Genomic DNA, 12,724 nt, shown 5'->3' with positions numbered 1-12,724 from the left:
TCATCGTCGAATTTGGTGGAAAGCGCCTTGCAGGCGTTAAAGCCCGCGATACCGATTTCGCAGATCGCCGCCTCGGCGCCGCCAGCGATCATCACATCCGCATCGCCGGATTTGATCAGCCGGGAGGCATCGCCAATGGCATGGGCGCCGGTGGAACAGGCCGTCACCACGGAATGGTTCGGCCCTTTGAAGCCATGGCGGATGGAGACCTGACCGGAGATCAGGTTGATCAGCGCGCCGGGAATAAAGAAAGGCGACACGCGGCGCACGCCCTTTTCCTTGATCATCACCGCCGTATCGGCAATTGAGCTCAGCCCGCCGATGCCGGAGCCGATCATCACGCCGGTGCGCAAGAGGCTCTCTTCGTCCTCGGGGGTCCAGCCCGCGTCCTGAACCGCCATTTCAGCGGCGGCAATACCATAGAGAATGAAGTCGTCGATCTTCTTCTGGTCTTTTTTCACAACCCAATCGTCGGGATTGAACGTCCCATCAGAGCCATCACCGCGCGGCACTTCGCAGGCGTAGGTGGTGGCGACGCCGCTTTCAACAGCATCAAACAGGGTAATCGGACCGGCGCCAGACTGGCCGTCCAGAAGCCGGGCCCAGGTTTCCTCAACCCCGGTTGCCAGGGGGGTGACCAGGCCCAGTCCGGTAACAACTACTCGACGCATTCCTTGCTCTCCTTAGCACTTCAGGCAAATCGCCCATCCAAATAGCTTGGAATAGCGAATAGGTGCAAGAGTAGGAAGCCTTGCGCGGCATTTCCAGCAGGTTTTAGGCAAATGAACCAAAGGCATATTTGCGGCGCTAAGGCTTTGGTAAGCCTGATGTGCAAGGATCAAAGCCGGACGAAGCAACAATCCGGTGCCCTTCTTATGAGGCTCTTTCTAAAAATCAGGCTGTAGACAAAGAACCTTGTCTGCGGCCTGATCTCGTTGGTCACGGAATCTGCTTGCGTCAGCAGCCCCATTTGCCATCGGAACAAACCAGCGCCTTCGACGCAAGTCCCGCCGTCGCAGCGCACATGGTTTCGCAGCATACATCGTTTCGCAGCGCTCAGTGACAGGCAGGCCGACCCAAAGGACCGCCCCGCGCCTCAGAAATGATCCGCGCAGTCGGTGACCGCGTTCAGAGAAACTCCGCCACGGGTTCCGCGGTTGCTTCGGCGGTGGCCAGCGCCTCTTCCAGTGTCAGCGTTTTGTTAAATAGCGCCCGGCCCACCAAGACACCCGAAATATTGGAGATATACTTCAGCCGCGAGATATCATCCGCCGTGCGCACGACACCGCTGGCAATGACCGGGGATTTCGCCTTTTCCGCAAGCCCGGAGATCAAGCCCAACTGCGCCTCGACATCGGTCATGTCGCTGTCGATATCGGTGACGATAATGCCGGCAAAGGGGGCATTTTCAAAGGCTTCGATAAAGGCTTCCGGCGTCCAGGCGCCGGCTTTGCGCCAGCCTTCGGTCATCACCTGGCCGCCGCAGACATCAACCGCGAGAACGATCTGGTCGGGATAGTATTTCGCCAGCTCCGCCACCGCCGCCGGATCATAGGCCGCCATCGTGCCGATGACGATGCGGCCTGCGCCTTTTTCAATCCAGTATTCCGCCCGTTCCCTTGTGCGAATACCGCCGCCCAATTGCACAGGCACCCCTGCGCTGCGGATGATATTTTCCACCAGCTCGTCGTTGCTGGGATCTCCCTGAAGGGCGTTGAAATCGGTCAGATGCATCCACTGCGCCCCGGCTTCGGCAAACCCCTTTGCCGTTTCCACCGGGTCAACATGCCAGATCATCGGCGCATCCAGGTTCCCCTTGTCGAGGGTCACACAGCGCCCGTCCAGCAGTTCCATCGTGGGATAAATCATCATGCTTTGTCTTCTCCGCTCTTATTCATGATGATTATGAGTATAGCACAAGTGGAGGGATTTTCCGCATCCCTTCCCGATAACGGTGCAAAAATTCTGCACCAGCAAACAAAAAGCGGCGCTTCCCCTTAGGAAAGCGCCGCTCTGTCTTGTCCGAATGCGCGACGTGGCGCGCGATTTACGGAATCAGGAAGCTTCGGAGATGAATTTCACTGCATCGCCAAAGGTCTGAATGGTCTCGGCTGCATCGTCCGGGATTTCGATACCGAACTCTTCTTCGAACGCCATCACCAGTTCAACGGTGTCGAGGCTGTCTGCGCCCAGGTCGTCGATGAAGGAGGCGCTCTCGGTCACTTTGTCCTCTTCCACGCCAAGGTGCTCTACAACGATCTTTTTCACGCGGTCTGCGACGTCGCTCATGTCAATTCCTCGTTCTTTTTTCAGGGCCTGTGGCCCGGTTCTGCCCTTGCCCACTCGGGAGGGTTGGTTTTGCCCAAGTGGGCGGTGGGGTCCTTCGTTCAAAACGAAGGTGCGTTGGCCTGGCGGGTGGCCAGCCAACACGAAAGATGGGGGGCCTATAGCACAGACGCAAGCCAACGCAAATGATTTCCAACCGGTAAAGCGCCTTTGCAGCGACGCCGTTGATGTTGCCAATTCAGCGCATCATCAACGGCCATAGGCGGTGTCCCCATGGCGCTTCGCCGCCTCAAGATCAACCGCCAAACGATTGGAAACAGGAGCAATGCGCAATCCAGGGTTGCGCATCACCACCGCGTTTCGCATGTGATCAGAGCATCGCCATGCCGCCGTTCACATGCAGCGTGGTGCCGGTGACATAGGCCGCTTCATTGGACGCCAGATAGAGCACGGCAGCGGCGATTTCTTTCGAATCTCCCATGCGGCCTGCCGGGATCTGCTTCAGGATGGTTTCTTTCTGCGCGTCATTGAGCTTGTCGGTCATGGCGGTGGCAATAAAGCCAGGCGCAACCGCGTTCACGGTGATGCCGCGATTGGCAATCTCATAGGCCAGCGACTTGGACATGCCGATCATACCGGCCTTGGAGGCCGCATAATTGCCCTGCCCCGGATTGCCGGTGGCGCCCACAACAGAGGAAATATTGACGATCCGTCCCCAGCGCGCTTTCATCATGCCTCGCAGAACGCCGCGACACAGACGCATGGTGGAGGTAAGGTTCACATCCAAAACGCTCTGCCATTCCTCGTCTTTCATCCGCATGAACAGATTGTCGCGGGTGATGCCGGCGTTGTTGACCAGAATATCAACGGAGCCCATCGCCTCGGCGGCCTGCTTGGGCAGCGCTTCCACCGCCTCCGCGTCCGAGAGGTTACAGGTCAGTACATGGGCCCGCTCGCCCAGTTCCGCCGCCAGATCCTGAAGCGGACCTTCGCGCGTGCCAGAGAGCGCCACGGTGGCGCCTGCTGCATGCAGCGCGCGGGCGATGTCACCGCCAATCCCACCAGAAGCGCCAGTGATGAGAGCTGTCTTGCCAGTCAAATCAAACATATCATGTCCTTTGTCATATCCGGTCCGCGTCTTGCCCGTTTTCTCGGAGAAAACGGACCGGAATTTTCAAAAATTCCGGATTAGCCCGCCAGGATTGCCGCGACATCGGCATCGGTTCCGACCTGGCGGCAGGTCAACGAGCGGTCGATTTTGCGCACCATACCGGACAGGACCTTGCCTGCGCCGATTTCCCAAAACTCTGTCACGCCCTTGGAGGCCATGGCCATCACGCTCTCACGCCAGCGTACGGAGCCGGTGACCTGTTCCACCAGCAGTTGGCGAATCGTGTCGGGGTCGGTGACTTCATCCGCCCGAACATTTGCGATCAGCGGCACGGCGGGGGCCTTGATCTCGACGGCGGCCAGCGCCTCGGCCATCACATCCGCGGCCGGTTGCATCAGGGCACAGTGGAACGGGGCGGAGACCGGCAGCATCACCGCGCGTTTTGCCCCTTTGGCCTTGGCGATCTCGGCGGCGCGTTCCACCGCAGCCTTGTGACCGGAGACCACAACCTGTGTCGGGTCATTATCATTGGCGGCCTGTACGACTTCGCCCTCGGCGGCGGCTTCGGCGGCGACTTCCTTTACCGTCTCGAAATCCAGCCCCAGCAATGCCGCCATGGCGCCGACACCCACCGGCACCGCCGATTGCATCGCCTCGCCACGTTTGCGCAGCAGCCGCGCGGTATCCCCGACGCTGAGCGCCCCCGATGCGGCCAACGCCGAATATTCGCCCAGCGAATGCCCGGCGACATAGGCGGCGCGCTCGATGGTGATGCCCTCGGCCTCCAGCGCCCGCATGGCCGCCATGGAGGTCGCCATCAGCGCCGGTTGAGCGTTTTGCGTCAGGGTCAGCGCCTCGATCTCGCCCTCCCAGATCAGGGCGCTCAGGCTTTCGCCGAGAGCGTCATCCACCTCTTCAAAGATACGCTTGGCAGCCGGATAGGCCTCGGCCAGGGCTTTGCCCATTCCGATACTCTGTGCGCCCTGCCCGGGGAAAACGAATGCGATCGACATGACTGTCCTCGTTAATATATCTGTCGTTCAAGACGGTTTAGACGGGGTGACGCCCACGCACAAGTATCGGGTTCAGCCGCGCAGAGCCCTTGTGCATCTGCGAAGGGCCGCGAATATTGCGCTACTTCGAAGTGTTGTTACCTTAGCCACAACATTCAGACACAAAGGATCCCGGATCTCATGTCCCGCCCCAATACGTTCCAGAGCTATGGATCGGTCGCCAAGACATTCCACTGGCTGACCGCCCTGCTGATCCTGTCAGCCTTTCCGATCGGCTATTTTGCCCATGAATTGGCCCATCACATCCAAAGCCCGGAGTTCGACGGCTCCCAAGACACGATCAACCGCGCCACCTTCTTGTTCTCGCTGCATAAAACCATTGGCGTTGCGGTGTTCTTCACCGCAGTTCTGCGCATTCTCTGGGCGCTGAGCCAGAAGAAACCGGGGCTCTTGCACCCCGAACGCAAGCTGGAGGCCTGGGCGGCCGAAACGGCGCATTGGCTGCTCTATGGCGCGATGGTGATCGTGCCGCTGACCGGCTGGATCCACCATGCGGCGACCGATGGATTTGCGCCGATCTGGTGGCCCTTTGGCCAGAACCTGCCGCTCGTGCCGAAATCGGAACTGATCTCCGAGCTGTTCTCCACCCTGCATTATTATGCCATGCTGCTTCTGGGCGCCACCATTCTTGCCCATGTCGCCGGGGCGCTGAAGCACCATGTGATCGACAAGGACAGCACCCTGCTTCGCATGGCGCCCGGCCAGCGGGCATTGCCGCAACCGCCCGCGCAACAGCATTCGGCGCTGCCTTTTGTCTCGGCGCTGGTGATCTGGGGCGTGGTGATCGGGGCCAGCAGCTGGTTCTTTGTCGCCAGCCAGAACCTCGCCCAGAGCGCGCCATCGCTTGCGCGCCAAAGCCAGTCAGCGGAGGGCTCCGGCTGGGGTGTTCAGGACGGCAGTCTTGGCCTTGAGATCGTCCAGATGGGCAGCAGCGTCAGCGGCTCCTTTGCGGACTGGAGCGCGAATATCAACTTTGAGGAACCAAGCGCACCGGGGCCTGCGGGCGATGTGACGGTCACCATCGCCATCCCTTCGCTGCAACTGGGCACCGTGAGTGATCAGGCCATGGGCGCCGATTACTTTGACGCGGCCAGCTATCCGACGGCGGTTTTTGCCGCCGATCTGGTCCAGATCGAGGCCGATCAATACGAGGCACGGGGCACGCTGACGATCCGCGACCAGACGGTGCCGACCACCCTGCCCTTCACGCTGGAGCTTGACGGCGACACCGCCAAGATGAACGGGCGCGTCACCGTAAATCGGATGGATTTCAACGTTGGCGCGGCCACCAAGGACGAAAGCACGCTCGGCTATAGCGTCGATATCGCGGTGCAGCTGACAGCCAAGCGCGCAAACTGACACAGCGCGCGTCTCGATACCAAAAAACCGCCGCGCAAGATCCATTGCGCGGCGGTTCTTCATGTCCGGTGATCCAGTCGCGCCCGATCAGTGGCCGAGATACTGGCTGCCCAGGGTCTCGCGATAGGGATCCACCCATTTCTTGTTGATCGCATCAAGGCTGCCATCGGCCTTAGCCTCGGCCAGGCAGCGGTTGAAATCGGCTGCCAGCGCCGCGTCGCGGAAATTCATCCCATATTCGGAAGGCGCAAAAATAGCCTGAAAGCTGACCGCCTGATTGGGGTCAAAGGCCAGTTCTTCGGCCTGGTCCTGAAGCTGGCGGTTATATTCGGCAAAGATCATCCCGTCGCCGATCACCGCATCCACACGATGGCCAAAGATCATCCGGCTCTGCCCGATCTGATCGGCAATTTCCTTGTAGCTCTTGAAGCTCGGCACCGCCTCCTTGAGCCCGGGGATGATCTCCTCGGCGCCTTTGAAGGCGATCACGGATTTACCCGCCAGCGCTGCAAGATCCGCATAGGTGGTGCCGTCTGCCGCCAGCGAGGACACGCCGTTCTGATACTGCACGTAGACGTCGCTCTGGACCCCCTCCAGCGGCATGCCATGCGGCACCGTGCTTACCGCGTCACCGACGCCATCGCTGTAGGTTTTCCAGTGACGGGTGAAGGGCTGGATCTGGAAGGTCACGCTATGACCGCAGCGTTCCAGCACCGTGGTGATGATTTCCGCCTCGCGCCCTGTGCCGTCTGCGTTGATCATCGGCGGCAGATCCCCGGCGAGGATGGTCAGCTCCTCCGCCTGTGCGACGACGGGCAACTGGCTGGCGGCAAGGGCAAGAGCGGTAAGGAGAGACGTGGCTTTGAACATAGAGAAGCGGTCCTGATCTGAGCGGTGAGTGGGTTATGGAGCCACCTTTCGCCCAAGGAGACTAACGCTGGTTTAACGAAGCGCGGCCATTGCGCCACGAAACCTCTGGCATTTGAATCGTCTTTCGCATGACGCGGTAAATAGGCCGCCTCTCCTGAGCCTAGTGAATGCCAGAGGTGAGACCTCGCATCAGCCAGCGCTGCGACAAGAGCATCACCACCCCCGGCGGCAGCAGCGCCAGGAGCGCCAGCACCTGCCCGTCGATCGCCCCCGGCCCCGCCCGCGCAACGCCGCTGACCACCGTCACCAGATCCTGTCGCGTGGTCGAGAGCATCAGCGGCCAGACATATTGATTCCAGCCCAGCACAAAGAAGATCGCAAACAGCGCCGCCACCATCGGCGCCGACATCGGCAGGAGGATATCCCAAAGGCAGCGCAGCGGACGGGCGCCATCCAGCCGGGCGGCCTCGATCAGCTCCTTGGGGATCTGTTTCAGAAACTGCCGAAACACCAGAACGCCAAAGCCGCTGGCCACGATCGGCAGCACCATGCCCAGATGGGTGTTCAAAAGGCCCAGCCGATGGGTGATTGCAAAACTCGGCAAGATCGGAAAGAACATCGCCAGCAGCATCGCCCCAAAGATCAACTCGCGCCCCGGCAGCCGAAAGAACACCAGCGCGAAGGCCGCAAGCAACGACAACACGCAGGCCAGCGTCGCCACGCCGAGCGCCAGGATCAGCGAATTGGCAAACATCTGCCCCAACCCGATGTGATAGCCCAGCACCTGCTCCGCCCGCAGCAAATCCACAAGCCGCGCCCAAAGCCCCGGCGTCGCGAGCAAATCGCAAAGCAATAGCGCAACCGGGCCGATCATGATGACGCAGCCCAACAGCAGAATGATGTGATCAAAGAGTTTCGACACGAAAATGGCCCTCGGGGTCGCTCAGTTGGCGCCAGATGCGCCAGTTTCGCGCCGCCCTGTCAACAAGAGCATTGCGTCGATACAAAATCACCGGCGCCAAAAGACGCCGGTGACGAAAAAGCACACTGATGCGTGATGCTTACTCGGCTTTCATCGCCTCGATGGAGATGAAGATCTTCACTTCGTCGCTCACATAGGGGGCGAATTTCTCCAGACCGTAGTCGGAGCGCAGAACGGTGGCGGTTGCGTCAAAACCGGCCCAGGGCTTGCCCGCCATCGGGTGGTCGCCGGATTGGTTCATCTTGGCATCCAGAACAACGGATTTGGTCACGCCATGCATGGTCAGGTCGCCGGTGATCAGGGCGGTGTTCTCACCGGTCACTTCGATGCCGGTGGAGGTGAAGGTCACCAGGTCACCTTCTTTTGCGCCGAAGAAATCGTCGGTCATGAAATGCGCGGTGCGCTCTTCCCAACCGGTGAACATGGACATCACAGGCATGGACACCTCGACGGAGGAGTTCGCCGGATCTTCCTTGTCGAACATGATGTCACCTTCGAAACCGGAGAACATGCCGGTCGTGGTCGAGAAACCCAGGTGATTGTAGGTGAAGACAACCTGGCTGTGGCTGGCATCAAGCACGTATTTTTCGGGCGCCGCGACAGCAGCGGTAGCGGCGGTGCCGAGCAGGGCAGCAGCAAGCAGGATCTTTTTCATAGATTTGGGCTCCATTATAATCGTGAGTGTCGTCGTATGGTCGTATATGTCGGCCATGCGGCGTGGTTCATCCATTCCGCAATTCCCAACATCACCTGTTGGTATATGAACACCCGACCCTGCAAATATATTCGCAGCACTGTCACAACAAATTGAAACCTATGGTAAATCGCCTCGGCGCGCGCCCTCGTCAGCGCGCTTTTGCGCAGTCAGGGCAAAAGCGGCAGGAAGGCGCCGAGCTGGGCACAGACCATCCGGCGCTGGGTGCGCCCTTCCAGCGGCAGTTCGATCAGCACGCGGCCATCATGTTCCAACAAGATGACACTGCGCCCCGTGACCTTGGCCGCCCCGAGCGAGGCATAGCCGCGCCGCAGCAACAGCCGCGAACAGCCATTGGGCAGGATCCGTTCGATCCGCAGCTCGGCGCGGCGGGCATCAAACTTGATCTCCGTCTCGACCCGGCTTTCGCGGCTCAGCAGCAGCACCAGACCGAGAAAGACAAATGCGACCGAGACGCCAATGCGCAAGAGCGCCAATTCGGGATCCTCGCCGGCACCTGGCACCAGCCAGATACCGGCGGCGGACAGAACCATGCAGCCGCCGAGCAGACGCAGCAGCATGGAAGCGAGGGACTTTCCCGGTCGCATGCTGACCAGGAGCGGGGTGCCAAACGGACGCCCTGCCCCTTGGTCAAACGGCGTGACGCGCATGAAATCGGCAGCATTTTGATCCATCGCAGTCATCATAGTCCCTCCGGTCTTGTGCAGCGCCCGAGGCGCCGTTAACGAGTTGTTAACCAATATTTCGACGCGGAATGGGGCGCTTCTGTGACCGGGATGGGAAAACATCCGGCCTCTTTCAGGGCATCTGCCCAGGGGTGGATGACCGCCCCGACGCCAGGGCACGGTTCAAGCTTGCGCTTTGCGCCGTTCCCGTCTATGAGACGGCTTCCTTCCGTAACAAGATGATCCGCGCAGACTCTCGTGGTGGGGCAACGGAAGGCCATTCTGCCCTGCCTATGAAATGCGCCCAGACACAAACAGGAGTTCGCATGCCCCTCTATGAGCATGTTATGATTGCGCGTCAGGACCTGTCCAACTCGCAAGCAGAAGGCCTCATCGAACACTTCGGTGCTGTTCTGTCCGACAATGGCGGCAAGCTGGTCGACAACGAGTACTGGGGCGTCAAAACGATGGCCTATAAGATCAACAAAAACCGCAAGGGCCACTATGCCTTCCTGCGCTCCGATGCTCCGGCAGCGGCTGTTCAGGAAATGGAACGCCTGATGCGCCTGCATGACGACGTGATGCGCGTTCTGACCATCAAGGTCGACGAGCACGCAGAGGGCCCCTCGGTCCAGATGCAGAAACGTGACGAACGCGACACCCGTCGTGAACGCCGCTGATCTTAGCTTGAGAAAAGGACGCTAAACCATGGCAGCCAAACCGTTTTTCCGCCGCCGCAAAGTCTGCCCCTTCTCGGGTGACAACGCGCCGAAGATCGACTACAAGGACACCCGTCTGCTGCAACGCTACATCTCTGAGCGTGGCAAGATTGTTCCTTCCCGTATCACCGCCGTTTCGGCGAAAAAGCAGCGTGAGCTGGCCCGTGCCATCAAACGCGCTCGCTTCCTCGCCCTGCTGCCCTACGCTGTTAAGTAAGGAGACCTGATCCATGCAAGTTATCCTTCTTGAACGCGTCGCAAAGCTCGGCCAAATGGGCGAGATCGTCGACGTAAAGCCGGGTTTCGCCCGCAACTATCTGCTGCCGCAGGGCAAGGCGCAAACCGCGTCCGACGCCAACATCGCGGCTTTTGAGGCCCAGAAAGCGCAGCTCGAAGCCCGCAACCTGGAAACCAAAAAAGAAGCAGAAGCCCTGGGCGAAAAGCTCGGCGGTCAGCAGTTCGTCGTGATTCGCTCTGCTTCCGATGGCGGCAACCTCTACGGCTCCGTGTCCAACCGCGACGCGGCCGAAGTGGCCACCGCAGAAGGCTTCTCGGTTGATCGTAAGCAGATCATCATCCGCGAGCCGATCAAGGCGCTGGGCCTGCACGAAGCCGAAGTGCACCTGCACCCCGAAGTGATGGTTACCATCGAGCTGAACGTTGCGCGCTCCCCCGAGGAAGCGGAACTGCAAGCCTCCGGTAAATCCATCCAGGAGCTGGCAGCTGAAGAAGAAGCCGCCGCAGAGTTCGAAATCTCCGAACTCTTCGACGATATCGGCAGCGCCGCGTCCGACGACGACGAAGGCGATGCGCCGGTTGCAGCTTCTGACGAAGACAGCAACGCCTGATCCAACGGATCAGATCCGCGTAACACCGAAGGGCCGCCCTATTTGGGGCGGCCCTTTTTCGTGGACTAAATCCGGCTGCGCATGTGCCAGGAAAAAAAACGGCGTTAAGACTGAAACAGCCGCAACAACATACGCGGTGCGCTATTGGCGATAGTCAGGGACTGGATGGCCAGCTCCTGCTGGGTCTTCAGGGCCGCCAGACGGGCGGAGGCCTCCTCCATATTGGTGTCGGTAATCGCCGAGACCCCACGCCGCATCGCATCCGAGAGCCGGCCGACGAAATCTGATTGATCCTCCAGCCGCGATTCAGAGGCGCCAAGCGCGGCGGCACCGTCGATCGCGGTTTGCAAGAAGGCTTCAATCTCGGTCAGGGCACCGGCCGCGCTGGTCGAATCCGTGATCGCGGTCAGGCTGCTGGCGAGATCCAGGCTGCCTTCGAAATCGACGCTATCCACGGTGATTTCCCTCGCTGTCACCGCGCCGCCCGCGCCAACACGGTCGAGAGAGGCCAGAATGCCGAGCTGGGTGCCGCCATTGCCATCCATATTGGTGGCCAGCAGATTGGTGCCGTTAAACTGCGCCGCAGCGATGATGGATTCGATCTGATCCACCTTGGCGGCGATATCGGTCTGGATGGTGTCGTGATCCGCAGTTTCAGACTGAGCGGAGACGATCAGCTCCTTGATCTCCGTCAGTTTTTCCACGATCTGGTCCGCCCCGGCAGAGGCCACCGCGACCGTCGCCTCGCCAAAGGCAAGACTGTCGCCGATTGCGTCAAAGCCGGCGATGTCGGATTCCATCGTCTTGGAAATCGCCCAAACAGCCGAATTGTCTTTCGCCGAGCCTATCCGTTTCCCGGTCGAAATTTCTGTCTGAACATCGGTTAATTGCCCATTAATGGTTTTTAACGTGCGCAGGGCAACAATCGCGCCGTGATTGGTTAAGATACTAGACATCACACAGGTTCCATTTAGGGATTATATATCCCCGATTGCCTTACCCGTTTCTGGGATCACATATGCGCCGTTTCAACACTGCCGCCCCATATACTGAGGCCTGCGCCATCTGCGAGAGATGCAAATAGAGTATAAATCAATTAAGCTTACCGGGCAATTCATATTCCTGAACGACCCTCATATTTCATTAATAAATTTAAAGAGTTAACGCGAAATACGAAAACCACCGGCCCCAGAAAGGGGGCCGGTGGCCGTTACAAAGCGCGATCTAATCGCTTATCGGAAGAGCTGGAGCAGCGAGCTCGGCGCTTCGTTGGCGATGGTCAGCGACTGGGTCGCCAGATCTTGCTGGGTCTGCAGTGCGGAGAGGCGCGCGGAGGCTTCTTCCATGTTGGTGTCGGTCATGGTGGAGACACCCATGGTCATGGAGTCGACCAGTTTGCCCACGAAGTCGGACTGGTCTTCCAGACGTGCAGAGTCAGCACCCAGTGCAGCCGCGCCAGTGATGGCGGTTTGCAAGAAGCCCTCGATGTCGGCCAGAGCCGAGGATGCGGTCGCCGAGTCCGTGATTGAGGTCAGGCTGGCAGACAGGTCCAGTTGGCTCTCGAAGTTCACAGAGTCGACAGTGATTTCAACGGCTGTCACAGTGCCACCGGCACCCTCACGGTCCAGAGAGGCCAGAACACCCACACCGGTTGCGCCATTTCCATCAACATCAAACTTCAGCAGGTTGGCGCCGTTGAATTGCGCGGCATTGATGATGGCCTCAATTTGAGCGACCTTGGAGTCGATGTCTTCCTGGATCTTGGCGTGGTCGGCTGTTTCGGACTGGCCAGAGACGATCAGTTCTTTCATCTCGGTCAGTTTTTCCACGATTTGTTCGGCACCAGCGGAGGCAACCGCAACGGTGGCTTCACCGATGGAAAGACCGTCTTCGATCGCTTCAAAACCCGCGATGTCGGATTCCATGGTTTTGGAAATCGCCCAGACAGCGGAGTTGTCTTTCGCCATACCGATTTCTTTACCGGTGGAAATGGCGTTTTGGGTCTCGGTCAGGTTGTTGTTCACAGACTTCAGAGTCTGCAGTGCAACCATTGCGCCATTGTTCGTCAGAATGCTGGACATAGCATATTTTCCTTT

15 protein-coding genes are annotated in these 12,724 nt (G+C 59.4%); 4 read left to right on the top strand and 11 right to left on the bottom strand.

Going from position 1 to position 12,724, the window contains the following annotated elements:
• The 5 genes from HCZ87_RS07860 to fabD form a co-directional block, all read right to left on the bottom strand.
• Positions 1-671 (bottom strand): beta-ketoacyl synthase N-terminal-like domain-containing protein (locus tag HCZ87_RS07860; RefSeq protein WP_303048838.1); only part of this gene is annotated, 671 nt, incomplete at its 3' end.
• A 457-nt stretch (positions 672-1,128) separates the two neighbouring features.
• Positions 1,129-1,872, bottom strand: coding sequence for a HisA/HisF-related TIM barrel protein (locus HCZ87_RS07855; protein ID WP_167643207.1), 744 nt, complete (start codon positions 1,870-1,872; stop codon positions 1,129-1,131).
• 183 nt (positions 1,873-2,055) lie between these two features.
• The gene (locus HCZ87_RS07850; RefSeq protein WP_005645147.1) at positions 2,056-2,289 is read right to left on the bottom strand and encodes an acyl carrier protein; all 234 of its coding nucleotides are present in this window, start codon (positions 2,287-2,289) and stop codon (positions 2,056-2,058) included.
• A gap of 367 nt (positions 2,290-2,656) precedes the next feature.
• Entirely contained in the window at positions 2,657-3,394 is a 738-nt protein-coding gene (gene fabG, locus HCZ87_RS07845; RefSeq protein ID WP_167643206.1) for a 3-oxoacyl-[acyl-carrier-protein] reductase, read from the bottom strand.
• 80 nt (positions 3,395-3,474) lie between these two features.
• Positions 3,475-4,410, bottom strand: a complete 936-nt coding sequence (fabD, locus tag HCZ87_RS07840) for an ACP S-malonyltransferase (RefSeq protein WP_167643205.1) — start codon at positions 4,408-4,410, stop codon at positions 3,475-3,477.
• A gap of 180 nt (positions 4,411-4,590) precedes the next feature.
• Here fabD and HCZ87_RS07835 point away from each other — a divergent pair, with 180 nt between their 5' ends.
• Positions 4,591-5,829, top strand: coding sequence for a cytochrome b/b6 domain-containing protein (locus tag HCZ87_RS07835; protein WP_167643204.1), 1,239 nt, complete (start codon positions 4,591-4,593; stop codon positions 5,827-5,829).
• A gap of 87 nt (positions 5,830-5,916) precedes the next feature.
• On the opposite strand, the gene HCZ87_RS07830 is transcribed toward HCZ87_RS07835, so the two are convergent.
• The 4 genes from HCZ87_RS07830 to HCZ87_RS07815 all read right to left on the bottom strand — a co-directional run bounded on the left by HCZ87_RS07830 (position 5,917) and on the right by HCZ87_RS07815 (position 9,070).
• Positions 5,917-6,699 (bottom strand): ABC transporter substrate-binding protein, encoded by a 783-nt coding sequence (locus HCZ87_RS07830; RefSeq protein ID WP_167643203.1) that lies wholly within the window; start codon positions 6,697-6,699, stop codon positions 5,917-5,919.
• A 160-nt stretch (positions 6,700-6,859) separates the two neighbouring features.
• On the bottom strand, positions 6,860-7,621 hold the full coding sequence (locus HCZ87_RS07825) for a carbohydrate ABC transporter permease (RefSeq protein WP_167643202.1): 762 nt from the start codon (positions 7,619-7,621) through the stop codon (positions 6,860-6,862).
• Between the two features lie 139 nt (positions 7,622-7,760).
• Positions 7,761-8,336 (bottom strand): YceI family protein, encoded by a 576-nt coding sequence (locus tag HCZ87_RS07820; RefSeq protein WP_167643201.1) that lies wholly within the window; start codon positions 8,334-8,336, stop codon positions 7,761-7,763.
• Positions 8,337-8,545: 209 nt separating this feature from the next.
• Positions 8,546-9,070 (bottom strand): hypothetical protein, encoded by a 525-nt coding sequence (locus HCZ87_RS07815; protein ID WP_254868556.1) that lies wholly within the window; start codon positions 9,068-9,070, stop codon positions 8,546-8,548.
• Between the two features lie 317 nt (positions 9,071-9,387).
• Between HCZ87_RS07815 and rpsF the strand changes: the two genes are divergently transcribed.
• Genes rpsF through rplI form a run of 3 tightly spaced genes read left to right on the top strand, consistent with a single transcriptional unit; the run spans position 9,388 to position 10,628 of the window.
• Entirely contained in the window at positions 9,388-9,741 is a 354-nt protein-coding gene (rpsF, locus tag HCZ87_RS07810; protein ID WP_167643200.1) for a 30S ribosomal protein S6, read from the top strand.
• A gap of 28 nt (positions 9,742-9,769) precedes the next feature.
• On the top strand, positions 9,770-9,997 hold the full coding sequence (gene rpsR, locus HCZ87_RS07805; protein WP_005982441.1) for a 30S ribosomal protein S18: 228 nt from the start codon (positions 9,770-9,772) through the stop codon (positions 9,995-9,997).
• Positions 9,998-10,010: 13 nt separating this feature from the next.
• Positions 10,011-10,628, top strand: a complete 618-nt coding sequence (gene rplI, locus HCZ87_RS07800) for a 50S ribosomal protein L9 (protein WP_167643199.1) — start codon at positions 10,011-10,013, stop codon at positions 10,626-10,628.
• A 104-nt stretch (positions 10,629-10,732) separates the two neighbouring features.
• Here rplI and HCZ87_RS07795 read toward each other — a convergent pair whose 3' ends face one another.
• Both HCZ87_RS07795 and HCZ87_RS07790 read right to left on the bottom strand, forming a co-directional pair.
• On the bottom strand, positions 10,733-11,584 hold the full coding sequence (locus HCZ87_RS07795) for a flagellin (protein ID WP_167643198.1): 852 nt from the start codon (positions 11,582-11,584) through the stop codon (positions 10,733-10,735).
• Positions 11,585-11,860: 276 nt separating this feature from the next.
• Positions 11,861-12,709: a flagellin gene (locus HCZ87_RS07790; RefSeq protein ID WP_167643197.1), complete on the bottom strand. Its 849-nt coding sequence runs from the start codon at positions 12,707-12,709 to the stop codon at positions 11,861-11,863.
• Between the last annotated feature and the right edge of the window lie 15 nt (positions 12,710-12,724).

Origin of the sequence: Phaeobacter sp. HF9A (assembly GCF_011806385.1) — a bacterium.
GTDB lineage: Bacteria > Pseudomonadota > Alphaproteobacteria > Rhodobacterales > Rhodobacteraceae > Epibacterium.
This window is presented reverse-complemented; position numbering and strand designations above follow the sequence as displayed.